Here is a 23,703-nt window from a genome sequence, read left to right as displayed (position 1 = left end):
CGACTCTAGGTGTTGGCCATGTCCACGAACCGCGAATAATGGCCCTGGAAAGCGACTGTGATCGTCGCCGTCGGACCGTTGCGGTGCTTGGCCACGATCAGGTCCGCCTCTCCGGCCCGGGGGGACTCCTTCTCGTAGGCGTCCTCGCGGTGCAGCAGGATCACCATGTCGGCGTCCTGCTCGATGGAGCCGGACTCTCGCAGGTCGGAGACCATCGGCTTCTTGTCGGTGCGCTGTTCGGGACCACGGTTCAGCTGGGACAGCGCGATCACCGGCACCTCCAGCTCCTTTGCCAGCAGCTTGAGGTTTCGGGACATGTCCGAGACCTCCTGCTGACGGCTCTCGGGACGCCGGGAGCCGCCGGACTGCATGAGCTGCAGGTAGTCGATGACGACGAGTGACAGATCGTTTCGCTGCTTGAGCCGGCGGCACTTCGCACGGATCTCCATCATCGACAGGTTGGGGGAGTCGTCGATGTACAGCGGGGCGGCGGAGACGTCCGGCATCCGGCGGGCCAGCCGGGTCCAGTCGTCGTCGGTCATGGTGCCCGAGCGCATGTGGTGGAGCGCGACCCGGGCTTCCGCTGAGAGGAGGCGCATGGCGATCTCGTTGCGTCCCATTTCGAGGGAGAAGATCACGCTGGGCAGGTTGCTCTTGATGGAGCAGGCACGGGCGAAGTCCAGGGCCAGGGTCGACTTGCCCATGGCCGGGCGTGCCGCGATGACGATCATCTGGCCGGGGTGCAGCCCGTTCGTCAGCGAGTCCAGGTCGGTGAAGCCGGTGGGCACACCGGACATCTGCCCGCTGCGCGAGCCGATGGCCTCGATCTCGTCGAGGGCGCCCTCCATGATGTCGCCGAGCGGCAGGTAGTCCTCGGAGGTCCGCTGCTCTGTGACGGCGTAGATCTCGGCCTGGGCGCTGTTGACGATCTCGTCGACGTCCCCGTCGGCCGCGTATCCCATCTGCGTGATCTTCGTGCCCGCCGCGACGAGCCGTCGCAGGACGGCCCGCTCGTGGACGATCTCCGCGTAGTACTCCGCGTTGGCCGCCGTCGGCACGGACTGGACCAGCGTGTGGAGGTACGAGGCACCGCCGACCTTGCTGATCTCGCCGCGCCGGGTCAGCTCCGCGCCGACCGTGATGGGGTCGGCGGGCTCTCCCTTCGCGTACAGGTCGAGGATCGCCTGGTAGATCGTCTCGTGGGAGGGGCGGTAGAAGTCGTGCCCCTTGAGCACCTCGACCACATCGGCGATCGCGTCCTTCGAAAGCAGCATGCCGCCGAGGACCGACTGCTCGGCGTCGAGGTCCTGGGGCGGGACCCGCTCGAAGCCACTGCCGCCACCGTCCCAGGAACCGCCCTCGCGGCCCCGCTCGGGCTGCTCGTCCCCGCGGCCGCGGCCTTCGCCACCACGGCGCGGACGGGCGGGCAGACGGTCACCTGGACCGCTGTCGGCCCAAGGGTCGTCCATGGGCTCGGGACTGCTCACCGGGCCGCCTCCTCCCGTCCGCAAAGCGGACCTTGCCGTGCCGACTCTTTCTACGACACGGCTCTGACATTTGGGGCGCCCGGACCGGCTCTCGGCGCGTCGGGCAACGCACCACGGTAGAGCCGCCGGCGACGTCAGCCAATCTTGTTATCCACAGGCTGTGTGGATGAGATGTGGATGACGGGCCCAATGCTGTGGGTAACTCCCCGGAAGCTGTGTACGGACCGGGGGACGGAGCTGTGGACAAAATCACCCGACCCACCCCGTGACCCCATCTGACCTGCCCTTTCATCTTTCACGGCCTGCGGGGAAGAAAATTCTTCGCCTCCGTTCCGAGATCGCCTCCAAAGGGGTGGGAAGAACGCCCAAGTCAGCGTGTCAGTAAGGCTCAGTAGGGGCTTGCATCCATTACCTGTGGAAGATTAGATTGAGCCCATGACACAGGCCCCCGAGACTCCGAAGGCTGCCCCGAGAGGGCACGACCGCGAGATCTTCGCACTCGCGCTCCCCGCCTTCGGCGCCCTCGTCGCCGAACCCCTCTTCGTCATGGCCGACAGTGCCATCGTGGGGCACCTCGGCACCCCTCAGCTCGCCGGTCTCGGGGTCGCCGCCGCACTCTTGACGACCGCCGTGAGCGTCTTCGTCTTCCTGGCCTACGCCACCACCGCGGCGGTCGCGCGCCGGGTCGGCGCGGGCGACCTCCAGGCCGCCATCCGGCAGGGCATGGACGGCATCTGGCTCGCCCTGCTGCTCGGCGCCGTGGTGGTCGCGGTCGTCCTGCCCACCGCTCCCTGGCTGATCTCCCTCTTCGGCGCCTCGGACACCGTGGCCCCCTACGCCGTCACCTATCTGCGCATCTCGGCCCTCGGCATCCCGGCCATGCTCATGGTCCTGGCCGCCACCGGCGTGATCCGCGGACTCCAGGACACGCGAACCCCGTTGTACGTGGCCATCGGCGGCTTCGCCCTCAACGGAGGCCTGAACGTCGCCCTGGTCTACGGAGCGGGGCTCGGCATCGCGGGATCCGCCTGGGGCACGGTCATCGCCCAGTGCGCCATGGCCGCCGCGTACCTGATCGTCGTGGTCCGGGGGGCCCGGCGCCACCACGCCTCCCTGCGGCCGGATGCCGCCGGCATCCGGGCCTGCGCACAAGCCGGTGTGCCCCTCCTGGTGCGGACCCTGTCGCTCCGGGCCGTCCTGATGATCGCGACCGCCGTGGCGGCCCGACTGGGCGACGCCGAGATCGCGGCCCACCAGATCCTGCTGTCCCTGTGGAGCCTGCTCGCCTTCGCGCTGGACGCGATCGCCATCGCCGGGCAGGCCATCATCGGCCGTTACCTGGGCGCGGGGGACACCGAGGGGGCCAGGGCCGTGTGCCGCCGCATGGTGCAGTGGGGCGTCGCCTCGGGAGTGGTCCTCGGCATCCTGGTCATCGCGGCGCGACCGCTCTTCGTACCGCTCTTCACCGGTGACGCCACGGTCAAGGACGCCCTGCTGCCCGCCCTGCTGGTCGTCGCCCTCTCACAGCCGGTCTCGGGCATCGTCTTCGTCCTCGACGGAGTCCTGATGGGCGCCGGCGACGGCCGCTACCTGGCCGGAGCCATGGTCGTCACGCTGGCCGTCTTCACCCCGGCCGCCCTGCTCGTCCCGCGCGTCGGCGGGGGCCTCACCACCCTCTGGTGGGCGATGACGCTGATGATGCTGGTCCGGATGGTCACCCTCCAGCTGCGGGCCCGCTCCGGCCGCTGGCTGGTCACGGGCGCCGCGCGCTGACGGCTCCCCATGCCGGGCCTTCCCGGCCGACTCGGGCCTCCCCGCACCGCCGATGTTTCACGTGAAACGCTCCGTTTCACGTGAAACAGCGTGTTTCACGTGAAACGTACGCCGCCGCAGGGCGCCCGTTCCGCCTGGAAACGACGAAGGGCCGCACCCCGAGGGGTGCGGCCCTTCGTGCGCGGCACTTAGGCGGCGACGACCTCGACACCAAGGTTCGCGACGACCTCGGCGTGCAGACGCACGGAGACCTGGTACGAACCGAGGGTCTTGATCGGGGACGCCAGCTCAACGCGGCGCTTGTCGACCTTGGGACCACCGGAAGCCTCGATCGCCGTGGCGATGTCGGCCGGGGTTACGGAGCCGAAGAGGCGGCCGGTGTCACCCGAACGGGTGGCCAGACGCACCTTCACGCCCTCGAGCTTGGCCTTGAACTCGTTGGCCTGCTCGATGGTCGCGATCTCGTGGATCTTGCGGGCGCGGCGGATCTGCGCCACGTCCTTCTCGCCACCCTTGGTCCAGCGGATCGCGAAACCGCGCGGGACCAGGTAGTTGCGAGCGTAGCCGTCCTTGACGTCTACGACGTCGCCGGCCGTTCCGAGGCCAGAGACCTCGTGGGTCAGGATGATCTTCATTATTCGGTCACCCTTTCCTTATCGCGCGGTGGACGTGTAGGGCAGCAGCGCCATCTCACGGCTGTTCTTGACTGCCGTGGCGACGTCACGCTGGTGCTGCGTGCAGTTGCCGGTGACGCGGCGGGCACGGATCTTGCCGCGGTCGGAAATGAACTTCCGCAGCATGTTCGTGTCCTTGTAGTCCACGTACACGGTCTTGTCCTTGCAGAACGCGCAGACCTTCTTCTTAGGCTTGCGCACAGGCGGCTTCGCCATTGTGTCTCTCCTGTGTGATCAAGAAGTGGGGTAGAGCTGCCCTTAGAAGGGCGGCTCGTCCGAGTAGCCACCGCCGCTGGAGCCGCCGGAGCTTCCGCCCCAGCCGCCCCCGCCGCCGCCCTGCTGCGGCTGGCCGCCGGCCGGTGCGCTGGAAGCCCAAGGGTCGTCGGAAGGTGCTCCGCCGCCCTGAGGGGCCGCACTGGGGGCTCCGCCCCAGTTGCCACCGCCGCCGCCCTGCTGACCGCCGGCACCGCCGCCGTAGCCGCCCTGGCCGCCGCGTCCCGTGGTCTTGGTGACCTTGGCCGTGGCGTTCTTCAGGCTGGGGCCGACTTCCTCGACGTCCAGCTCGTAGACCGTGCGCTTGACACCCTCACGGTCCTCGTAGGACCGCTGGCGCAGCCGGCCCTGAACGACGACACGCATGCCCCGCTGAAGGGACTCCGCGACGTTCTCGGCCGCCTGCCGCCACACCGAGCAGGTCAGGAACAGGCTTTCGCCGTCCTTCCACTCATTGGTCTGGCGGTCGAAGGTGCGGGGGGTGGACGCGACACGGAACTTCGCGACCGCCGCACCCGAGGGGGTGAAGCGCAGCTCGGGGTCGTCGACGAGATTGCCGACGACCGTGATGACGGTCTCGCCTGCCATGGATGAACCTCTCGGCGGGTTTTGCTGGCTGCTTGTGCTACTCGAAATCCCGATTACCGCTGAACTGGGAGGTTCAGTGGGTCTCGGGACGGAGGACCTTGGTCCGGAGGACCGACTCGTTCAGGTTCATCTGTCGGTCGAGCTCCTTGACGACCGCAGGCTCGGCCTGAAGGTCGATGACCGAGTAGATGCCCTCGGGCTTCTTCTTGATCTCGTAAGCGAGACGACGACGGCCCCAGGTGTCGACCTTCTCGACCTTTCCGTTGCCCTCACGGACGACAGAAAGGAAGTTCTCGATCAGCGGGGAGACAGCGCGCTCCTCGAGATCGGGGTCGAGGATGACCATCACTTCGTAGTGACGCATGTGGAACCCACCTCCTTTGGACTCAGCGGCCACGGTCGTTCCGTGGCAGGAGGGTCGTGATGCGTATCGGCACCGCGTCCGAGTGAACGGACACAGGTGCAGACCGTACAGAGTACCTGCTCACCTCCTTCCGGTTGAAATCCGGCACCAGGAGGCCACACTCTGTACCCATCGGGTGTGCTCGGTGCTATGCCCCCGGCTCCGCCGGACGGCAACGCCGCAGCACCGCTCTGCGTCAGCCAGGAGGTGCCTTTCCGATGGCACAGGCAATGCGGCCCCAGTCGTCCATCTCGCTGTTCTCCACCGACGGGAAGCCCCACCCGCTGCAGGACACCCTTGTGGCGGTCACTCTGATCCTCGGCGTCGTGGCGTTCGTCACGGCGTTCTTCCACAACCTGCACCTGCTCAGCTCGTGGACCGGACTGATCGGCATCCTCACCGGCGCCTACGGACAGTTCATCTCGGCCACGACACGCGAGCGCTTCGCACTGATCGTCGGCCTGGGAGCCGCTGCGGTCGGGTTCTATCTCGCCATGGCACACGGCGGTCTCTTCGGGTAGCCGGGCACCTCCGCGACGGGGCGTCGGCCGACCGCCGGCCCGGACCGGGTCCGTCCCCCAGATGGGTGGCGCCCTTGTCGCAGTAGGCTTCGCGCCATAGCCAGCGAAGCCGCCTAGGAGACGCCCCGCATGAGCCTGTCCCTGAGGACCATCAGCCGAGAGCAGCATCTGGCATACCTCCAGAGCCTGCCCTCGGCGAGCCACTGCCAGGTTCCGGCGTGGGCCGACGTGAAGAACGAGTGGCGTTCGGAGAACCTCGGCTGGTTCGACAACGCCGGTGAACTCGTCGGTGCCGCACTGGTGTTGTACCGGCAGCTGCCCAAGGTCAAGCGCTACCTCGCGTACCTTCCCGAGGGCCCCGTCATCAACTGGTACGCCCCGAATCTCGAGGAATGGCTCCAGCCGATGCTGGCGCACCTCAAGCAGCAGGGCGCCTTCACCGTGAAGATGGGCCCGCCCGTCGTCATCCGCCGCTGGAACTCGACGGCCATCAAGGCCGGCATCCAGGACCCCGACGTCAAGCGCCTGCGCGACGTGGAGGCTTCGGTCATCGAGCCGCGTGCCTTCGAGGTGTCCGACAAGCTGCGCCGCATGGGCTGGCAGCAGGCCGAGGACGGCGGCGCCGGTTTCGGTGACGTCCAGCCGCGCTACGTCTTCCAGGTGCCGCTCGCCGAACGCTCCCTGGACGACGTCCTCAAGGGCTTCAACCAGCTGTGGCGCCGCAACATCAAGAAGGCCGAGAAGGCCGGCGTCGAGGTCGTCCAGGGCGGCTACGAGGACCTGCCCACCTGGCAGCACCTCTACGAGATCACCGCCGAGCGCGACAAGTTCCGCCCGCGTCCCCTCAGCTACTTCCAGCGCCAGTGGACGGCCCTCAACTCCGAGGACCCGAACCGGATGCGGCTGTACATCGCCACGCACGAGGGGGAGCCGCTGGCCGCCGCCACGATGCTCACCGTCGGCCAGCACGTCTGGTACTCCTACGGCGCATCCGCCAACCACAAGCGCGAGGTCCGCCCGTCGAACGCGATGCAGTGGCGCATGCTGCGCGACGCGTACGCACTCGGCGCGAGCGTCTACGACCTGCGCGGCATCAGCGACACCCTGGACGAGAACGACCACCTGTTCGGCCTGATCCAGTTCAAGGTCGGCACGGGCGGCGAGGCCGTCGAGTACGTCGGCGAATGGGACTTCCCGCTCAACAAGATGCTGCACAAGGCGCTGGACATCTACATGTCCCGCCGCTGATCCCCACCCCACTCCCCGCTGCACCGCGCAGTTCTTTTCTAGAGAGGTTCCGGACGGGCATGGCGCTCACGCTCTACGTCGACACCGCGCGCTGGCGTGCGCACCAGAAGCAGATCCAGGATCAGTTCCCCGGACTGATCCCGGTCTGCAAGGGCAATGGCTACGGCTTCGGCCACGAGCGGCTGTGCGAGGAGGCGACCCGCATGGGCGCCGACATCCTGGCCGTAGGGACGACGTACGAGGCCGCCGCAATCAAGGACCTGTTCGGCGGCGACCTGCTGGTCCTGACCCCGTTCCGGCGCGGCGAGGAGCCCGTGCCGCTGCCCGACCGGGTCATCCGCTCGGTGTCCTCGGTGGACGGGGTGCGCGGGCTGGTCGGCGCGCGCGTCGTCATCGAGTGCATGAGCTCGATGCGCCGCCACGGGATCTCCGAACACGACCTGGGCCAGCTGCACGCGGCGATCGAGGACGTACGGCTGGAGGGCTTCGCGCTCCACCTCCCGCTGGACCGCCCCGACGGCTCGGACGCCGTCGAGGAGGTCATCTCGTGGATGGACCGGCTGCGCTCGGCCAGGCTGCCGCTGCACACGATGTTCGTCAGCCACCTGCGGGCCGAGGAGCTGACGCGGCTGCGCCAGCAGTTCCCGCAGACCCGGTTCCGGGCCCGGATCGGTACCCGGCTGTGGCTGGGCGACCACGAGGCGACCCAGTACCGGGGTGCCGTCCTCGACGTCACGCGCGTCGCCAAGGGCGACCGCTTCGGCTACCGCCAGCAGAAGGCCGCCTCGGACGGCTGGCTCGTCGTCGTGGCGGGCGGCACCTCGCACGGGGTGGGCCTGGAGGCTCCCAAGGCCCTGCACGGGGTGATGCCCCGCGCCAAGGGGGTCGCACGGGCGGGGCTGGCCACCGTGAACAGGAACCTGTCCCCGTTCGTGTGGGCGGGCAAGCAGCGCTGGTTCGCGGAGCCCCCGCACATGCAGGTGTCGATCCTCTTCGTGCCGTCGGACGCGACCGAGCCGCGCGTGGGCGACGAGCTGGTGGCCCACCTGCGGCACACCACGACCCAGTTCGACCGGGCGCTCGACGCCTGAGGAGCGGCGGGGCCCCCTAGGGCGTGTTTTAAAAGTCCCGCCTGGCCTGCGACCTCCGGGCGTCCGACGCTACTTTTAAAACACGCCCTAGTCCCGGGGGCTCCCCCACTCGACCACCCGCTGTCCCTCCGAGGGCGTCGCTGCGAGCGGCGCCCTCGTGGCGTGGGTGAGCGTGAAGCGGTCCTCGGCCCCGTCCAGGACGCCGCCCGAGGGGTCGTCCGAGCCGTCCCGGCGTACGACGTCCCGTTCGGGCAGCAGGACGTCCCGGACGATCACGGCGCAGAGGTAGAGCGTGCCGAGCAGATGGGCGGCGATGGCCAGCTGGTAGCCCTCGATGGGCAGCCCCTGGTGCTTCTCGCCGCTGGTCGTGTAGGCGAGGTAGAACCAGATCCCCAGGAAGTACGCGACCTCGCACGCCTGCCAGATGAGGATGTCCCGCCAGCGCGGGCGGGCGAGGGCGGCCAGCGGGATGAGCCACAGCACGTACTGCGGCGAGTAGACCTTGTTGACGAGGATGAAGGCGGCGACGACCAGGAAGACCAGCTGGGCGAAGCGGGGCCGCCGGGGGGCGGTGAGGCCGAGGAGGCCGATGGCCCCGCAGAGCAGCAGGGTCAGGCCGGTCGCGTAGGTGTTGGCGTTCTCCAGGGGGTATCCGGAGCGCTGGGAGATCAGCAGCCACACCGATCCGAAGTCGATCGGCCTCTCCTGGCTGAAGGTGTAGAACTTCGACCAGCCGTCCCAGGCGTAGAGCATCACGGGCAGGTTCACCACGAGCCAGGACGCGACGGCGCCGAGCAGTGCCAGGCCGAAGGCCCGCCACTTGCCGGCACGCCAGCACAGGACGAACAACGGACCGAGCAGCAGCACGGGGTAGAGCTTGGCGGCGGTGGCCAGGCCGATCAGGACACCGAAGGCCAGGGCCCGGCCGCGGGACCACATGAGCATCCCGGCGGCGGTCAGCGCGATGGCGAGCAGGTCCCAGTTGATGGTCGCCGTCAGCGCGAAGGCGGGCGCGAGGGCGAAGAGCAGGGCGTCCCAGGGGCGGCGGCGGTGCGTACGGGCGACACAGACCGCGATGACGGCAGCGCAGGCCATCAGCATGCCGGCGTTGACCATCCAGTACATCTGCTCGCGGTGCTGCATGGAGCCGCCCGTGGGCGTGAGCCAGGAGGCGACCTGCATGAAGAGGCCGGTGAGCACGGGGTACTCGAGGTACTGCATATCGCCCGTGAGCCGGTCGAAGTAGGGCGTCAGGCCGTCGGCGAAGCCGCGTACGACGTACAGGTGCGGGATGTCCGAGTAGCACGCGTGGGTGTACTGCGAGCCCGCGCCGCGGAACCACGCCCAGTCGTAGCAGGGCAGCTTCTGGACCATGCCGAGCGCGAACATGCCGATCGCGATCAGGGCGATGACGCGCACCGGCCCCAGCCAGTGGCCGCCGAGCCGTGCGTACCTGCCCATCGGGCCGCCAAGCAGCTCGCTGCCGGCCGCTGCGACCTCGTCCTGCTGGGTGGGCAGTACGGGGCGGTCCTCGTGCACCTTCGTCATGCGCTCATCCTGCCGTACGGGGCTGTGCACGCGCCGGGGGCCGCCGCATCGGTATCCGACGGCCCCCGGACGGGTGGGACGGGACGGATCAGCCGGTGTCGGGGTCGGTTTCGGCGCCCGAGGGTCCCCAGATGCTGTTGCCCGGCCGCGTGGGCCTGATCTTGGTGGGAGTGGGCTTCCCGGTGGGCGAACCGCTGGGGTCCGGGTCGCAGTAGAGCTTCCACGGGTTGCAGCTCGGCTTGCCGCCCGCCGTCGGGGAGGGCGAGAGCGTCGGGGACGGCGACACGGTCGGGGACGGGGACACCGTCGGGGAGGGCGAGACGGGCGGGGTGGGCGTGGGGGTCGGAGCGCCCGCGGCGTCCGCCACCACACCGATGTCCTCGGCCTCGGGGAAGTCCTTCTCGGGTGCGCCCTTGAGCGCGTCCTTCATGTACTCGGTCCAGATCACGGCGGGGATGTCACCACCGTGGATGGAGTCGACACCGCCCACCTTGTTCATGGACATCAGCTTCTTGTCGGCCGAGTTCGGGTCGGTGCGGAACAGGGTGACGGCGGTCGACAGCTGCGGGGTGTAGCCGACGAACCAGGCTGACTTGTTCTGGTCGGTGGTGCCGGTCTTGCCCGCGGCGGGGCGGCCCAGCTTCTTGGCCTTGGTGCCGGTGCCGTTCTCCACGACGTTGCGCAGGACCTTGGTGATGTTGTCCGCGATGGAGTTGTCCATGGCTCGCTGGGCCTTGGGGGCCGCGAAGCCGGGCAGCTCCGTACCGTTCTTGAGCACCTTGGTGACCGAGAAGGGCTCGTGGTGGGTACCGGAGTCGGCGAAGGTGCCGTAGGCGTCGGCCATGCGGATGGCAGAGGGGGTGGAGGTACCGAGGGCGAACGACGCGTTGTCGGTCGGGTCCATCGACTCCTTGAGGATGCCGGAGGCCTGGGCCACTGCGCGCACCTTGTCGTGGCCGACGTCGAAGACGAGCTGGGCGAACGGCGTGTTGATGGACTTCTCCATCGCCTCGTTGAGGGTCACGTAGCCGTACTGGGTGGGGCTCTCGTTCTTCTGCTTGAAGGGCTTGCCGTCGGCGGAGCGCAGCGGCTTGCCCTCGCGGTTGTTGATGACCGCCAGGTCGTTGCCGTTGTACTTGCTGTCGACGGAGAGGCCCTCGCCGTGCGAGTTCTGGGTGCCGTACTCGAGCGCCGCGGCCAGGACGAACGGCTTCCAGGTGGAGCCGACCGGGACGCCGATGGTGTTGGCGTTGTTGGTGAAGTGCTTCTTGTCCCAGCCGGGCCCTCCGTAGAGGGCGACGACGGCGCCGGTCTTCACGTCCACCGAGGCCGCGCCGAACTGCACGAAGGTGTCGTAGTCGGGCCGCGCCTTCTCGTCCAAGAAGCCGTTGCGGGTGTCCTCGACCGCCTTGACCAGCGCGTCCACCTTGGGCTTCTGGAAGGTGGTGGTGATCTGGTAGCCGCCGAGGGCCATCTGTTCGGCGGTGATGCCCTGGGCCTTCATCACGTACTGCTTGGCCGTCTCGACCAGGTAGCCGGTCTGGCCGCCGAGCGAACGGGCCTGCGCGGAGTCGACCAGCTTGGGGAACTCGCGGTACTTGTCCCGTTCGGCCTGGTCCATCCGGCCCACGGCGACCTCACGGTCGAGCACCCACGCCCAGCGGGCCATCGCGCGCTTGGTGTTGGCCTCGGGCGTGGCCGCGGAGCCGATGCCGCCGTCCGGGTTGTAGAGGTTGGGGCCCTTGAGGACCGAGGCGAGGAACGCGCTTTCGGAGGGGGTCAGCTTGTCGCAGTCCTTGTCGAAGTACGCGCGCGACGCGGCCTGGATGCCATAGGCGTCCCGGCCGTAGTACGCCGTGTTCAGGTAGCCCGCGAGGATCGTGTCCTTCTCCGTGGTCACACCCAGCTTGATCGAGATGAACAGCTCCGTGACCTTCCGCTTCAGCGTCTGGTCGGAGTCCAGGAAGGTGTTCTTCACGTACTGCTGGGTGATGGTCGAGCCACCCTGGGTGGAGCCGCCCTTCGCCATGTTGACCACGGCCCGGGCGATGCCCATCGGGTCGACGCCCTTGTCCGTCTCGAAGGACTCGTTCTCCGCCGCGATCACGGCGTTCCGCATCGACCGCGGGATCGTGTCGATGGGCACGATCTGCCGGTTGGTCGAACCACCGGTCGCGACCATCTGGCTGCCGTCGGCCCAGTAGAAGACGTTGTTCTGGGCCTTGGCGGCCTTGTTCGCGTCAGGGGTGCCCACCATCGCGATGCCGATGCCCGACCCGGCCGTGACGATGGCGAAGAAGCCGAGGGCCGTGCCACCGACCAGCTTCCAGGAGGGCAGGAAGCGCTGCCAGCCCTCCCGGTCGGACCGCGGATAGTTGATCAGCCGCTTGTCCTTGCGGCCCGGCCCCTTGCCGCCGCGGCCCGCGCCGGCTCCCCGGGCGCCCTGGCGGGCTCCGGCACGGCTGTCGTGGACCGGCTGTCCGGCGTACGGACCCGCGGGCGATGCGGTGGGGGCGTCACGCCCGGGCATGGCGCCCCGGCCGGGCCGCTGCTGGGCGGCCCTTCGGGCCGCAGCGCGCCCACCACCTTGTTGCTGCGGCGGTTTGCGGCGGTGCTCGCTCATCGAACGACTACTCCTCGGGCAGGCGAGTGGCCTGGAAGCGGCAGGCGTGTTCCGGATTCCCCCGGCGCACAGACTACGCACGCTCAAAACCTCACCACTGCCGAAGTTCACCCCAAATCAGGCAACTTGCCTCCCACGAATTGATGATGTGACGCCGGTCACCACGCCTCCCCTTGTCGTAACGGGCCGCCCGTTCTATCGTCTGGATGTATCGAGTCGATACATCAGCTCGGCATAAAGACTCAGGGGCGAGGAGGAAGCAGGCGGATGAGCCGGCGATCGGGCATTCTCGAGTTCGCTGTCCTCGGCCTGCTCCGCGAGTCCCCCATGCACGGCTATGAGCTGCGCAAACGACTCAATACCTCGCTGGGGGTGTTCCGGGCGTTCAGCTACGGGACGCTCTATCCCTGCCTCAAGACGCTCGTCGCCAACGGGTGGTTGATCGAAGAACCGGGCAATGCCCTGGAAGACGCGCTCGCCGCTTCACTCGCAGGGCGCCGCGCCAAGATCGTCTACCGGTTGACGGCGGAGGGGAAGGAGCACTTCGAGGAGCTCCTCTCCCACACCGGCCCCGATACCTGGGAGGACGAGTCCTTCGCCGCCCGCTTCGCGTTCTTCGGTCAGACCGAACGGGACGTGCGCATGCGGGTGCTGGAGGGCCGCCGCAGCCGGCTGGAGGAGCGCCTGGAGAAGATGCGCACCTCCCTCGCCCGTACGCGGGAGCGCCTCGACGACTACACGCTTGAGCTGCAGCGGCACGGTATGGAATCAGTGGAGCGCGAAGTGCGCTGGCTGAACGAGCTGATCGCGAGCGAGCGGGCGGGCCGGGATCGCAGACGATCCGACCCGTCCGGTGAAAGTGAAAAGTGAGGCCCTGCATTCGCAGGCCTCGTCCGAGAACAAACAGGGAGCAACCGGAATGGGTTCGGTTCGCGTAGCCATCGTCGGCGTAGGCAACTGCGCCGCCTCGCTGGTGCAGGGCGTCGAGTACTACAAGGACGCCGACCCGGCGGCCAAGGTCCCCGGCCTGATGCACGTCCAGTTCGGCGACTACCACGTCCGCGACGTCGAGTTCGTTGCCGCCTTCGACGTTGACGCGAAGAAGGTCGGCCTCGACCTTTCGGACGCCATCGGCGCCAGCGAGAACAACACGATCAAGATCTGCGACGTCCCCAGCAAGGGCGTGACCGTTCAGCGCGGCCACACCCTGGACGGCCTGGGCAAGTACTACCGGATGACGATCGAGGAGTCCGCCGAGGCGCCGGTCGACATCGTCCAGGTCCTCAAGGACAAGCAGGTCGACGTTCTGGTCTGCTACCTGCCCGTCGGTTCCGAGGCCGCCGCGAAGTTCTACGCGCAGTGCGCCATCGACGCCAAGGTCGCGTTCGTCAACGCCCTTCCGGTCTTCATCGCCGGCACCAAGGAGTGGGCGGACAAGTTCACCGAGGCGGGCGTCCCGATCGTCGGCGACGACATCAAGTCGCAGGTCGGCGCCACCATCACGCACCGCGTGATGGCGAAGCTGTTCGAAGACCGCGGTGTCCGCCTCGAGCGCACGATGCAGCTCAACGTGGGCGGCAACATGGACTTCAAGAACATGCTCGAGCGGGACCGCCTCGAGTCCAAGAAGATCTCGAAGACGCAGGCCGTCACCTCGCAGATCCCCGACCGCGAGCTGGGCGAGAAGAACGTCCACATCGGTCCGTCGGACTACGTCGCGTGGCTCGACGACCGCAAGTGGGCCTACGTCCGCCTCGAGGGTCGCGCCTTCGGTGACGTTCCGCTGAACCTCGAGTACAAGCTCGAGGTGTGGGACTCCCCGAACTCCGCCGGTGTCATCATCGACGCCGTGCGCGCCGCGAAGATCGCCAAGGACCGCGGCATCGGTGGCCCGATCCTGTCGGCTTCGAGCTACTTCATGAAGTCCCCGCCGGTGCAGTACTTCGACGACGAGGCTTACGCGAACGTCGAGAAGTTCATCAAGGGCGAGGTCGAGCGCTAGGCAGGACACAGCGCGATGCGCCAGGAGCCACCGGCACTTGGACGTCGACTGTTCTTCCGCGGAGGGTCCCCAGGCAATGTGCCCGGGGACCCTCCGCGTATGTGACCCTTGCCCACATGCCTGTCGTAGGTGATCTGCGCGTACTGCTGCGCCTGAGGGATTTCCGGAATCTGCTCGCCGTGCGGCTGTTGTCCCAGGCTGCCGACGGCGTCTATCAGGTCGCGCTCGCCACCTACGTGGTGTTCTCCCCCGAGAAGCAGGCCTCGCCCGCGGCCATCGCCTCCGCCATGGCCGTCCTGCTGCTGCCCTACTCGGCCATCGGACCCTTCGCCGGAGTGCTGCTGGACCGCTGGCCCCGCCGTCAGGTCTTCCTCTACGGCAACCTGCTGCGGGCCTTCCTCGCCTGCATCACCGGGATGCTGATCGTCGCGCAGGTGCCCGACTGGCTGTTCTACGCCTCCGCGCTCTCGGTGACGGCCGTCAACCGCTTCGTCCTGGCCGGGCTCTCGGCCTCGCTGCCGCGGGTCGTCGGCGCCGACCAGCTGGTGACCGCCAACGCCCTCTCACCGACCGCCGGTACCCTCGCGGCCACCCTCGGCGGGGGCCTGGCCTTCCTGGTACGCCTGCTCGCCGCCGAGTCCAACGCGGTCGTCGTGCTCCTCGGCGCCGCGCTCTACCTGTGCGCGGCGCTCGTCTCGCTACGGCTGGACATCCGTCTCCTCGGCCCCGACCTGACCCCGGTGCACCGGCAGCCGACGGTGACTCGGGACGTGCTCCTGACGGCGCGCGGCATGGTCCAGGGGTTGCGCCACCTGTACGAGCGCCGGGACGCCGCCCGAGCGCTCACCGCCATGACCCTGATGCGTTTCTGCTACGGCGCGCTGACGGTGACCCTGCTGACCCTCTGCCGTTACGCGTGGTCGGACAGCGAGTCGGACGGCCTCGCCCTGCTGGGGGTGGCCGTCGGGGTATCCGGCGCCGGGTTCTTCACCGCTGCCGTCATCACACCCTGGGGGGTGGGGCGGCTCGGGACCAGGGGCTGGATCATGCTCTGCGCGGCGATAGCGGCCGTGCTGGTACCGGGCCTCGGCCTGTTCTTCGCGCCCGGACCGATGCTGGCGGCGGCCTTCGTGCTGGGCACGGCCACCCAGGGGGCGAAGATCGCCACCGACACGGTGGTGCAGTCCCGGGCCGACGACGCGTTCAGGGGCCGGATCTTCTCCGTCTACGACGTGCTCTTCAACGTCGCCTTCGTCGGTGCGGCCGCCGCGGCCTCGCTCATCCTGCCGCTCGACGGGAAGTCCGTCCCCCTGATTTTGGGCGTCGCCGCGCTCTACGCGGTGACCGCCGCCCTGCTGATCCGGCGGGAGCCGGACTCTTCAGGGGCGATGTTTCACGTGAAACATCGCCCCTGAACGACCGCTGGAATGCCCGCGCTCCGCCCGCGACGTTTCACGTGAAACATCGGGCTGCGGTGCTCAGTTCTCGGCGGCCCACCACTCCTTGAGCGCCGCGACGGCCGCTTCCCGCTCCATCGGGCCGTTCTCCAGCCGCAGCTCCAGCAGGAAGGCGTAAGCCTTCCCGATCACCGGGCCGGGTCCGACGTCGAGCACCCGCATGATCTCGTTGCCGTCGAGGTCGGGACGGATCGAGTCCAGCTCCTCCTGCTCCTGGAGCTGTGCGATCCGCGCCTCCAGGCCGTCGTAGGCGTGGGAGAGGGCGTTGGCCTTGCGCTTGTTGCGCGTGGTGCAGTCGGAGCGGGTCAGCTTGTGCAGCCGCGACAGCAGCGGCCCCGCGTCCCGCACGTACCGGCGGACCGCCGAGTCCGTCCACTCGCCCGCCCCGTAGCCATGGAAGCGCAGGTGCAGCTCCACCAGCCGGGAGACGTCCTTCACCATGTCGTTGGAGTACTTGAGCGCCGTCATGCGCTTCTTGGTCATCTTGGCACCCACCATCTCGTGGTGGTGGAAGGAGACCCGGCCGTCGCTCTCGAAGCGGCGGGTCCGGGGCTTGCCGATGTCGTGGAGCAGCGCGGCCAGCCTCAGCACCAGGTCGGGGCCGTCCTCCTCCAGGTCGATCGCCTGCTCCAACACGATCAGGGAGTGGTCGTAGACGTCCTTGTGCCGGTGGTGCTCATCGCTCTCCAAGCGCAGCGCGGGCAGCTCGGGCAGCACCTGGTCGGCCAGGCCCGTTTCCACCAGCAGAGCCAGCCCCTGACGGGGCCGGTCCGACAGCAGCAGCTTGTTCAGCTCCGCCTGCACCCGCTCGGCCGAGACGATCTCGATCCGGTCGGACATCGCCTTCATCGCGGCGACGACCTCGGGGGCGACCTCGAAGTCCAGCTGCGCGGCGAAACGGGCGGCCCGCATCATGCGCAGCGGGTCGTCGGAGAAGGAGTCCTCGGGGGTGCCGGGGGTCCGCAGCACGCGGGCCTCCAGATCCTCCAGGCCGCCGTGCGGATCGATGAACCGCTGCTGCGGGAGGGCCAGAGCCATCGCGTTGACCGTGAAGTCCCGGCGGACCAGGTCCTGCTCGATGGAGTCGCCGTAGGACACCTCGGGCTTGCGCGAGGTGCGGTCGTAGGCCTCGGACCGGTAGGTGGTCACCTCGATCTGGAAGCCGCCCTTGTGCGCTCCGACCGTGCCGAAGGCGATGCCGACGTCCCAGACGGAGTCGGCCCACGGCCGGACGATCTTCAGTACGTCCTCGGGGCGGGCATCGGTGGTGAAGTCGAGGTCGTTGCCGAGGCGCCCGAGCAGCGCGTCACGAACGGACCCGCCGACCAGCGCCAGGCTGAAGCCCGCCTCCTGGAAACGGCGGCCGAGATCATCGGCGACAGGGGCGACCCGCAGCAGTTCACTGACCGCGCGGTGCTGCACCTGACTCAGGGCACTGGGGTTGTCTTCGTTGGCGTTCGGCACAACTGAAAAGGGTACGTGCCCCGCCCGGCGGGAGCTTCCTTCTTTACGGGCACCCCGGCACAGCGCGGCCGGCCGGCGGATCCGATCATGTGGAGCAAGGCGCGGCACTCGCGCACAGCGGGCCTCGTTACCATGCGTGGACGCACAAACGACGACCACTGACACTTCGAGGACGGGCGGGCGCGTGGCCGAGGCGGCAGACATCCAGGGGACGGCACCCGCCCCTGTCCGGCGCCGCTGGCTGCGGCGCGCGATCGTCATGCTCACCGGGACACCGGTTCTCGCCGCCCTCGTGTATGCCCCCGCCCCACCGGCGCACGCCACCGGGAACGCCCCCGCCGCCACGGCGGTCGACGTCCAGCTGGACACGCTGACCCCGAGCGCACCGGTCAAGGGCGACACCCTCACCATCTCCGGCACCGTCACCAACAACAGCCGCGAGACGATCACCGAGGCGCACGTCGGCCTGCGCGTCGGCCCGGTCCTCGGTGACCGGGAGGCGATCGGTGACGCCTCCGAACAGAGCGGATACCGGCCCGGCAGCGATCCCGCGGAGATCGACGCCGCCTACTCCGCGAAGCTCTCCGCTCTGCCCGCGAAGAACAGCCAGCCGTTCACCCTGAGGATTCCGGTCGACAAGCTGGGGCTCGACAAGGACGGCGTCTACCAGCTCGGCGTCTCGGTGTCGGGCGAGAGCGAGAGCCGGACGACCGAGCAGGTCCTCGGCATGCAGCGGACGGTGCTGCCGTGGCAGCCCGAGGCCGCCGCCAAGCGCGCGCAGCTCAGCTACGTGTGGCCGCTGATCTCGCGCGTCCACCTCACGGCCGAGACCGGTTCCGACGAGTTGCAGACCCCCGTCTTCGAGGACGACGCCCTGGCCGACGAGCTGCGGCCCGGCGGACGACTGGAGCAGATGGTCTCGCTCGGCAAGGACCTGCCCATCACCTGGGTCATCGACCCCGACCTGCTGTACACGGTCGACGCCATGACCAAGGGCTACCGCGTCCGGGTCCCCGGCGGGAAGCCGGTGCCGGGCAGGAACAAGGCGGTCGCCGAGCGCTGGCTGAGCGCCTTGGAGGCGGCCGTCCAGGGCAAGAAGGTCGTCGCGCTGCCCTTCGCCGATCCTGACCTCGCCTCCCTCGCACACCGCGGCAAGGACGTCTCGGGCACCCTGGGGCAGCTGCGCCCCGCCACCGACAAGGCGAAGCAGGCGGTGGAGACCGTCCTGCACGTCACTCCGTCCACCGACTTCTCCTGGCCCGTGGACGGTGCCATCGACCCGGCCATCGTCAATGTCGCCACGTCGGCCGGCGCCCACAACGTCCTCACCCGCAGTGACTTCCTCCAGGAGAACGCGGGCCTCGGCTACATCCCCTCCGCTGCCCGCCCGATCGGGGCGGGGGCCACCGCCGTGGTCGCCGACGCCCGGCTCTCCACCGCCTTCGAGGGCGACATGCTCAGCGCCGGGAACTCCGTCCTCGCGGTCCAGCAGTTCCTCGCCCAGACCCTCGTACTCAACCAGCAGGGTCCCGACGAGCAGCGCAGCTTCGTCGTCGCCCCCCAGCGGATGCCCTCCGCCAGCCAGGTCCAGACGATGGCCACCGCCCTGCGCGGCCTCCAGGCGGGCCGCTGGAGCCAGCCCGTCGACCTCGAAGCCGCAGCGGCCGCCAAGCCCGATCCGAGCGCCGCCACGCAGGTTCCGGGAGCCGGCCAGTACCCCGAGGGCCTGCGCAAGCAGGAGCTGCCGGTCTCGGCGTTCGAGAAGATCCGTACCACCCAGAGCACCCTGGATCACTTCAAGGTGATCCTTTCGGCCCCCGACCGGGTCGAGATCCCCTTCGGGAACACCACCAACCGGGAGATGTCCGCCTCCTGGCGCGATCGGCCCGAGCAGGCCGCGCTCTACCGCGACGGGGTTCAGCAGTACCTGATCGGTCTCACCGAGCAGGTGCAGCTGATCCCCAAGTCGGACGCGACCCTGTCCGGCCACAGCGCGACGATCCCGGTCACGATCCAGAACAGCCTCGTCCAGGACGTGCGCGGGCTGGTGCTGCGGCTCAAGTCCGCCAACCCGACCCGCCTGATGTTCGGCGACGACGGCGAGGACGAGAAGGACGTCACCGTCCAGGCCGAGCACAGCCTGACCTTGAAGTTCGACGCCAACGCCAGCGCCAGTGGTCCCGTCGAGGTCACCGCACAGCTCTACACCCGGGACGGCGTTCCCTACGGCAAGGAACGCCGGTTCACCGTGGAGGCAACGGAGATCACTCCGACCGTCATGCTCGTCATCGCGGGCGGGGTGCTGCTCCTCGTCGTGGCCGGCATCAAGATGTATGCCAGCCGCAAGCGCGTCGCGGCGCGTGCCGCCGGCGAAGACAGCACGCAGCAGAGTGACGAGACCCCGGACACCGGACCGCAAAGCACGAGCGGGTCCGGCCCAGGTGAGACAGTGGACCGTTGAGCGACGCCGTGGCCGGTCGGCCTGGGGACGATGAGGTGGGGTTTCGATGAACGCGCCGTACGACGGTGACCGCGGGCAGGGCGCCGGCGGTCCAGCGCCCGCCCAGGGCACTGCCCCGGGCACGCCGGTACCGGGGCAGGTGCCTCCGCCTGCCGCCGCGCCGGAACACGACCCGTATGTCCAGGATGCCTACGACTACGACCCGTACCGGTCACAGGACCTGTCCGCGCAGGACCCGGTGGCCGAGGTCCTCTACGACCGGGCCGCACACCCGCCGCCGCCCCCCGGCACCTACCAGGAGCCCGGCCCGCTCTACGCGGCCCCGGAGGCCCCCGCCTACTCCCCGGACCCGCGCGTCTGGGCCCAGACACCGCCGCCTGAACCGGACGGCCCCTCCCGCCACCTGCCGTACGGCGACAGCGCGACCACCACGCAGTTCGTCGGCGTCGACTCGCTCGTCACCCGGGCCACCGACCAGGAGGCGGAGCCGGACGCCTTCGCGCACCTCTACCGGGACCAGCAGGCCGCTCCCCACACCGCGACCGAGGAAGCCCCCGTCGCCGCGCCCGCGCCCGGCAAGCCCGCCGGACGCGCTTCCAGCCTGCTGAAGTCCAGTGCCCTGATGGCGGCGGGCACGATCGTCTCCCGCCTCACCGGCTTCCTGCGCACGCTGGTCATCGCCGGGGCGATCGGTGTCGGCACCTTCAACGACACCTACCAGATCGCCAACACCCTGCCGACGATGATCTACGTCCTCGTCGGCGGCGGCGCCCTCAACGCGGTCTTCATCCCGCAGCTCGTGCGCGCCATGAAGAACGACGACGACGGCGGCGAGGCCTACGCCAACCGGCTGCTGACCCTGGTCGTGGTCCTGTTGGCGGGCATCACCACGGTGTGCGTGCTCGCGGCGCCGCTGTTCATCACGATGATGTCGCCGAAGATCGCCTCGAACCCCGAGCAGATGGACGTCGCGGTCGCCTTCGCCCGCTACTGCCTGCCGACCATGTTCTTCATGGGCGTGCACGTCGTGCTCGGGCAGATCCTCAACGCCCGCGGCCGGTTCGGCGCCATGATGTGGACCCCGGTCCTCAACAACATCGTCGTCATCTCCACCTTCGGCGCCTTCATCTGGGCCTTCGGCGGCTTCACCACCTCCGGCGTCAACGCGGCCACCGTCACGGCCGACGGCGTCCGGCTGCTCGGTCTGGGCACCCTGCTGGGCCTCACCGTCCAGGCCCTGGCGATGCTGCCGTACCTGCGGGACGCGGGCTTCACCCCGAAGCTGCGCTTCGACTGGAAGGGCCACGGCCTCGGCAAGGCCGCCGGGCTCGCCAAGTGGACGTTCTTCTTCGTCCTCGCGAACCAGGTCGGTCTGGTCGTCGTCACCCAGCTGGCCACCTGGGCCGGATCGGTCGCCGAGAAGCAGGGCCACCCCGGTACCGGCATCACCGCCTACAACTACGCGCTGCTGCTGTGGCAGATGCCGCAGGCCATCATCACGGTGTCCGTCATGACGGCGGTCCTGCCGCGGATCTCCCGTTCGGCCCACGACGGGGACGTCGCCGCGGTCCGTGACGACATCTCCTACGGGCTGCGCACCTCGGCGGTCGCGATCGTGCCCTGCGCCTTCGCCTTCCTCGCCCTCGGCGTGCCGATGGCCACCCTGCTCTACGCGGGCTCCGGCGCCGGCGCCCAGAACATCGGCTACGTGCTGATGGCCTTCGGCCTCGGGCTGATCCCGTACTCCGTGCAGTACGTCGTCCTGCGCGGGTTCTACGCCTACGAGGACACCCGCACCCCCTTCTACAACACCTGCATCGTCGCGGGCGTCAACGCGGCGGTCTCGATCGCCGCGTTCCTGGTGCTGCCCCCGCGGTGGGCCGTGGTCGGCATGGCCGCCGCCTACGGTCTCGGCTACGCGGTCGGCGTTGGTGTGGCCTGGCGACGGCTGCGCACCCGGCTGGGCGGCGACCTGGACGGGGCGCACGTGATGCGGACCTACGCCCGCCTCGCCGGAGCCTGCGTGCCCGCGGCCGTCGTGGGAGGTGGCGTCGCCTTCGGCATCACCCGGCTGCTCGGGAGCGGAGTGACCGGTTCCCTGGCCTCCCTGGTGGCCGGCGGCATCACTCTGGCGGCGGTGTTCCTCATCGCGGCCAAGCGCATGAGGATCGAGGAACTCAACGCCATGGTCGGCATGGTGCGCGGACGTCTGGGGCGCTGATGCGCACAACCATCGGCCCCCCTAGCGTGTCGTGCATAGCGTCGGACTGTGGGCACAATTGGCACGGCTTCGCAGACTGGCCGACAGCGCGTAACGGATGGGGAGGCAGGAACGACGGTGGCGGAACGTAGCACGGCTGCCGTCGACGTGGCCGACAACAGCGGCGACGAGCCGCTGACCGCCGAGGCGGTCGAGGCCACGGCCGACGGGACTGAGATCCAGGACGCACGAGCCTCGGACGGACCCATGCCCGAACCGGACGGAAAACGCGGGAACGCCAAGAAGTCCCAGAGCTCCGCGCCTTCCGCACCGGAGCTGCACAGCGGTCACAAGCTGGCTCGGCGCTACCGGCTCGAAGAGTGCGTCACCCGTCTGGACGGATTCAGCAGCTGGCGCGCGATGGACGAGAAGCTGCGCCGGGCGGTGGGCGTCCACCTGCTGCCGGCCGACCACCCGCGAGCCCGTTCCGTGCTGGCAGCGGCCCGCTCCTCCGCCCTGCTCGGCGACCCCCGGTTCGTCCAGGTCCTTGACGCCGTGGAAGAGAACGACCTCGTCTACGTCGTCCACGAATGGCTGCCCGACGCCACCGAACTGACGGCCCTGCTGGCCGCGGGCCCGCTGGAGCCGCACGAGGCGTACCAGCTCGTCAGCCAGGTCTCCCAGGCGATGACGGCGGCCCACCGGGAGGGCCTGGCCCACCTGCGGCTCACGCCGAGCGCCATACTGCGCACCTCCAGCGGCCAGTACCGCATCCGCGGCCTCGCCGTGAACGCCGCCCTGCGCGGCATCAGCAGTGACACCCCGCAGCGCGCGGACACCGAGGCGATCGGCGCACTGCTGTACGCCGCCCTCACCCAGCGCTGGCCCTACGAGAACGACGCCTACGGCCTCACCGGCCTGCCCAAGGGCGTCGGCTTGATCGCCCCCGACCAGGTCCGCGCGGGCGTCCACCGGGGCCTGGGCGAACTCGCCATGCGCGCGCTCGCCAACGACGGTGCCACGGCCTCCCGCCAGGAGCCCGCCTGTACCACCCCGGAAGAGCTGTCCAAAGCCGTCGCCGCGATGCCCCGCATCCGGCCGCCCGAGCCGGCCTTCACCGCGCCGCCCGAGTACCAGCACACGACGTACCAGCAAGGCAGCTACGGCCGCCCGGCGGTGCACAACGGCATCACCACCGTCACGCCCCTGGCGCCCGTCCCGCCGCCGCCCCCGCTCCAGAGCCGGACCGGCCGGGTCCTCAAGTGGGGCGTCGCGGCGCTGCTCATCGCCGCTCTCGGCCTGGGCAGCTGGCAGCTGGCCGACACCCTTCTGCGCGGCAATCAGAGCGACGGGAACCAGCAGGCTCCGCAGCCCAAGGCCGACGACGCTCCGCCGAAGAAGGCGCCCGTGGCCCTCGCCATCAAGGACGCGTCGGAGTACTACCCCGACGGCAAGCCCCAGGACACAGCGGACGTGGCGAGCACCTACGACGGGGACGTCTCCACCTACTGGCGCACCAAGAACTTCCTCGACGGTCCGGACATGAAGGCCGGCGGCTACAAAGCAGGCGTCGGCCTCGTCTACGACCTCGGCTCCGAACAGGAGGTCACCGCCGCCTCGATAGGGCTCCGGTACGCGGGCGACCACACCACGGCCACGCTGTACGGCGCCACCTCCATGTCCTCGTCCAGGCCGGTCGGCTCCATGAAGAAGATCGCCGCGGGCACCACCAAGGACAGCAGCCTGACCCTGACCGCGGAGAAGCCCGTCAAGACGCGCTACGTGGTCCTCTGGATCACCGCCATGCCCATGTCCGGCCCCGACCAGTACAGCGACGCGGGCTACAAGCAGGCCGTCACGGACGTGAAGTTCTCCGGCTGAGGCCGCGGC

At 69.3% G+C, this 23,703-nt stretch carries 18 protein-coding genes; 10 read left to right on the top strand and 8 right to left on the bottom strand.

The features are described 5' to 3' along the window. Positions 1-5: 5 nt before the first annotated feature. Positions 6-1,469 (bottom strand): replicative DNA helicase, encoded by a 1,464-nt coding sequence (gene dnaB, locus ABZY31_RS00935; protein ID WP_356403679.1) that lies wholly within the window; start codon positions 1,467-1,469, stop codon positions 6-8. Positions 1,470-1,922: 453 nt separating this feature from the next. Here dnaB and ABZY31_RS00930 point away from each other — a divergent pair, with 453 nt between their 5' ends. After that, a complete protein-coding gene (locus ABZY31_RS00930; RefSeq protein WP_356403220.1) occupies positions 1,923-3,260 on the top strand; it encodes an MATE family efflux transporter in 1,338 nt (445 codons plus the stop codon). Positions 3,261-3,448: 188 nt separating this feature from the next. Here the strand turns inward: ABZY31_RS00930 and rplI are convergent, their stop codons facing one another. The 4 genes from rplI to rpsF all read right to left on the bottom strand — a co-directional run bounded on the left by rplI (position 3,449) and on the right by rpsF (position 5,159). Beyond that, the gene (rplI, locus tag ABZY31_RS00925; protein WP_355408771.1) at positions 3,449-3,895 is read right to left on the bottom strand and encodes a 50S ribosomal protein L9; all 447 of its coding nucleotides are present in this window, start codon (positions 3,893-3,895) and stop codon (positions 3,449-3,451) included. An 18-nt stretch (positions 3,896-3,913) separates the two neighbouring features. Further along, positions 3,914-4,150: a 30S ribosomal protein S18 gene (rpsR, locus tag ABZY31_RS00920; RefSeq protein WP_003956534.1), complete on the bottom strand. Its 237-nt coding sequence runs from the start codon at positions 4,148-4,150 to the stop codon at positions 3,914-3,916. A 42-nt stretch (positions 4,151-4,192) separates the two neighbouring features. After that, entirely contained in the window at positions 4,193-4,795 is a 603-nt protein-coding gene (locus ABZY31_RS00915) for a single-stranded DNA-binding protein (protein WP_356403217.1), read from the bottom strand. A gap of 73 nt (positions 4,796-4,868) precedes the next feature. After that, on the bottom strand, positions 4,869-5,159 hold the full coding sequence (rpsF, locus tag ABZY31_RS00910; protein WP_004950685.1) for a 30S ribosomal protein S6: 291 nt from the start codon (positions 5,157-5,159) through the stop codon (positions 4,869-4,871). A gap of 257 nt (positions 5,160-5,416) precedes the next feature. Here rpsF and ABZY31_RS00905 point away from each other — a divergent pair, with 257 nt between their 5' ends. From ABZY31_RS00905 to ABZY31_RS00895, 3 genes are all read left to right on the top strand, one after another. Continuing rightward, entirely contained in the window at positions 5,417-5,719 is a 303-nt protein-coding gene (locus tag ABZY31_RS00905; protein ID WP_356403214.1) for a hypothetical protein, read from the top strand. A gap of 129 nt (positions 5,720-5,848) precedes the next feature. Then, the gene (locus tag ABZY31_RS00900) at positions 5,849-6,967 is read left to right on the top strand and encodes a peptidoglycan bridge formation glycyltransferase FemA/FemB family protein (protein ID WP_356403211.1); all 1,119 of its coding nucleotides are present in this window, start codon (positions 5,849-5,851) and stop codon (positions 6,965-6,967) included. Between the two features lie 59 nt (positions 6,968-7,026). Then, complete coding sequence (locus ABZY31_RS00895) at positions 7,027-8,058, top strand: alanine racemase (protein ID WP_356403208.1); 1,032 nt, start codon at positions 7,027-7,029, stop codon at positions 8,056-8,058. 87 nt (positions 8,059-8,145) lie between these two features. On the opposite strand, the gene ABZY31_RS00890 is transcribed toward ABZY31_RS00895, so the two are convergent. Together ABZY31_RS00890 and ABZY31_RS00885 are read right to left on the bottom strand one after the other, a co-directional pair. Continuing rightward, complete coding sequence (locus ABZY31_RS00890; protein ID WP_356403205.1) at positions 8,146-9,606, bottom strand: glycosyltransferase 87 family protein; 1,461 nt, start codon at positions 9,604-9,606, stop codon at positions 8,146-8,148. A gap of 88 nt (positions 9,607-9,694) precedes the next feature. Beyond that, complete coding sequence (locus ABZY31_RS00885) at positions 9,695-12,229, bottom strand: transglycosylase domain-containing protein (RefSeq protein WP_356403202.1); 2,535 nt, start codon at positions 12,227-12,229, stop codon at positions 9,695-9,697. 267 nt (positions 12,230-12,496) lie between these two features. On the opposite strand from ABZY31_RS00885, the gene ABZY31_RS00880 reads away from it, so the two are divergent. The 3 genes from ABZY31_RS00880 to ABZY31_RS00870 all read left to right on the top strand — a co-directional run bounded on the left by ABZY31_RS00880 (position 12,497) and on the right by ABZY31_RS00870 (position 15,646). After that, complete coding sequence (locus tag ABZY31_RS00880) at positions 12,497-13,099, top strand: PadR family transcriptional regulator (protein ID WP_356403199.1); 603 nt, start codon at positions 12,497-12,499, stop codon at positions 13,097-13,099. 49 nt (positions 13,100-13,148) lie between these two features. Further along, entirely contained in the window at positions 13,149-14,231 is a 1,083-nt protein-coding gene (locus tag ABZY31_RS00875) for an inositol-3-phosphate synthase (protein WP_356403196.1), read from the top strand. 116 nt (positions 14,232-14,347) lie between these two features. Beyond that, on the top strand, positions 14,348-15,646 hold the full coding sequence (locus ABZY31_RS00870) for an MFS transporter (RefSeq protein WP_356403193.1): 1,299 nt from the start codon (positions 14,348-14,350) through the stop codon (positions 15,644-15,646). Between the two features lie 63 nt (positions 15,647-15,709). Here the strand turns inward: ABZY31_RS00870 and ABZY31_RS00865 are convergent, their stop codons facing one another. Continuing rightward, entirely contained in the window at positions 15,710-17,152 is a 1,443-nt protein-coding gene (locus ABZY31_RS00865; protein WP_356403190.1) for a CCA tRNA nucleotidyltransferase, read from the bottom strand. 184 nt (positions 17,153-17,336) lie between these two features. Here ABZY31_RS00865 and ABZY31_RS00860 point away from each other — a divergent pair, with 184 nt between their 5' ends. From ABZY31_RS00860 to ABZY31_RS00850, 3 genes are all read left to right on the top strand, one after another. Beyond that, on the top strand, positions 17,337-19,613 hold the full coding sequence (locus tag ABZY31_RS00860; protein ID WP_356403188.1) for a DUF6049 family protein: 2,277 nt from the start codon (positions 17,337-17,339) through the stop codon (positions 19,611-19,613). Positions 19,614-19,659: 46 nt separating this feature from the next. Next, a complete protein-coding gene (murJ, locus tag ABZY31_RS00855) occupies positions 19,660-21,834 on the top strand; it encodes a murein biosynthesis integral membrane protein MurJ (protein WP_356403185.1) in 2,175 nt (724 codons plus the stop codon). Positions 21,835-21,951: 117 nt separating this feature from the next. After that, a complete protein-coding gene (locus ABZY31_RS00850) occupies positions 21,952-23,694 on the top strand; it encodes a protein kinase family protein (RefSeq protein ID WP_356403182.1) in 1,743 nt (580 codons plus the stop codon). The last annotated feature ends 9 nt before the right edge of the window (positions 23,695-23,703 follow it).

This window comes from Streptomyces sp. NPDC006529, from assembly GCF_040611795.1.
In the GTDB taxonomy this organism is placed as follows: Bacteria; Actinomycetota; Actinomycetes; order Streptomycetales; family Streptomycetaceae; genus Streptomyces.
The sequence above is the reverse complement of the archived record's forward strand: the minus strand, read 5'-3'. Positions and strand labels throughout refer to the sequence as shown.

Coding starts and splice junctions, on each gene's coding strand:
- dnaB (WP_356403679.1), bottom strand. CDS start 1,469: ATGGACGACCCTTGGGCCGACAGCGGTCCAGGTGACCGTCTGCCCGCC.
- ABZY31_RS00930 (WP_356403220.1), top strand. CDS start 1,923: ATGACACAGGCCCCCGAGACTCCGAAGGCTGCCCCGAGAGGGCACGAC.
- rplI (WP_355408771.1), bottom strand. CDS start 3,895: ATGAAGATCATCCTGACCCACGAGGTCTCTGGCCTCGGAACGGCCGGC.
- rpsR (WP_003956534.1), bottom strand. CDS start 4,150: ATGGCGAAGCCGCCTGTGCGCAAGCCTAAGAAGAAGGTCTGCGCGTTC.
- ABZY31_RS00915 (WP_356403217.1), bottom strand. CDS start 4,795: ATGGCAGGCGAGACCGTCATCACGGTCGTCGGCAATCTCGTCGACGAC.
- rpsF (WP_004950685.1), bottom strand. CDS start 5,159: ATGCGTCACTACGAAGTGATGGTCATCCTCGACCCCGATCTCGAGGAG.
- ABZY31_RS00905 (WP_356403214.1), top strand. CDS start 5,417: ATGGCACAGGCAATGCGGCCCCAGTCGTCCATCTCGCTGTTCTCCACC.
- ABZY31_RS00900 (WP_356403211.1), top strand. CDS start 5,849: ATGAGCCTGTCCCTGAGGACCATCAGCCGAGAGCAGCATCTGGCATAC.
- ABZY31_RS00895 (WP_356403208.1), top strand. CDS start 7,027: ATGGCGCTCACGCTCTACGTCGACACCGCGCGCTGGCGTGCGCACCAG.
- ABZY31_RS00890 (WP_356403205.1), bottom strand. CDS start 9,606: ATGACGAAGGTGCACGAGGACCGCCCCGTACTGCCCACCCAGCAGGAC.
- ABZY31_RS00885 (WP_356403202.1), bottom strand. CDS start 12,229: ATGAGCGAGCACCGCCGCAAACCGCCGCAGCAACAAGGTGGTGGGCGC.
- ABZY31_RS00880 (WP_356403199.1), top strand. CDS start 12,497: ATGAGCCGGCGATCGGGCATTCTCGAGTTCGCTGTCCTCGGCCTGCTC.
- ABZY31_RS00875 (WP_356403196.1), top strand. CDS start 13,149: ATGGGTTCGGTTCGCGTAGCCATCGTCGGCGTAGGCAACTGCGCCGCC.
- ABZY31_RS00870 (WP_356403193.1), top strand. CDS start 14,348: ATGCCTGTCGTAGGTGATCTGCGCGTACTGCTGCGCCTGAGGGATTTC.
- murJ (WP_356403185.1), top strand. CDS start 19,660: ATGAACGCGCCGTACGACGGTGACCGCGGGCAGGGCGCCGGCGGTCCA.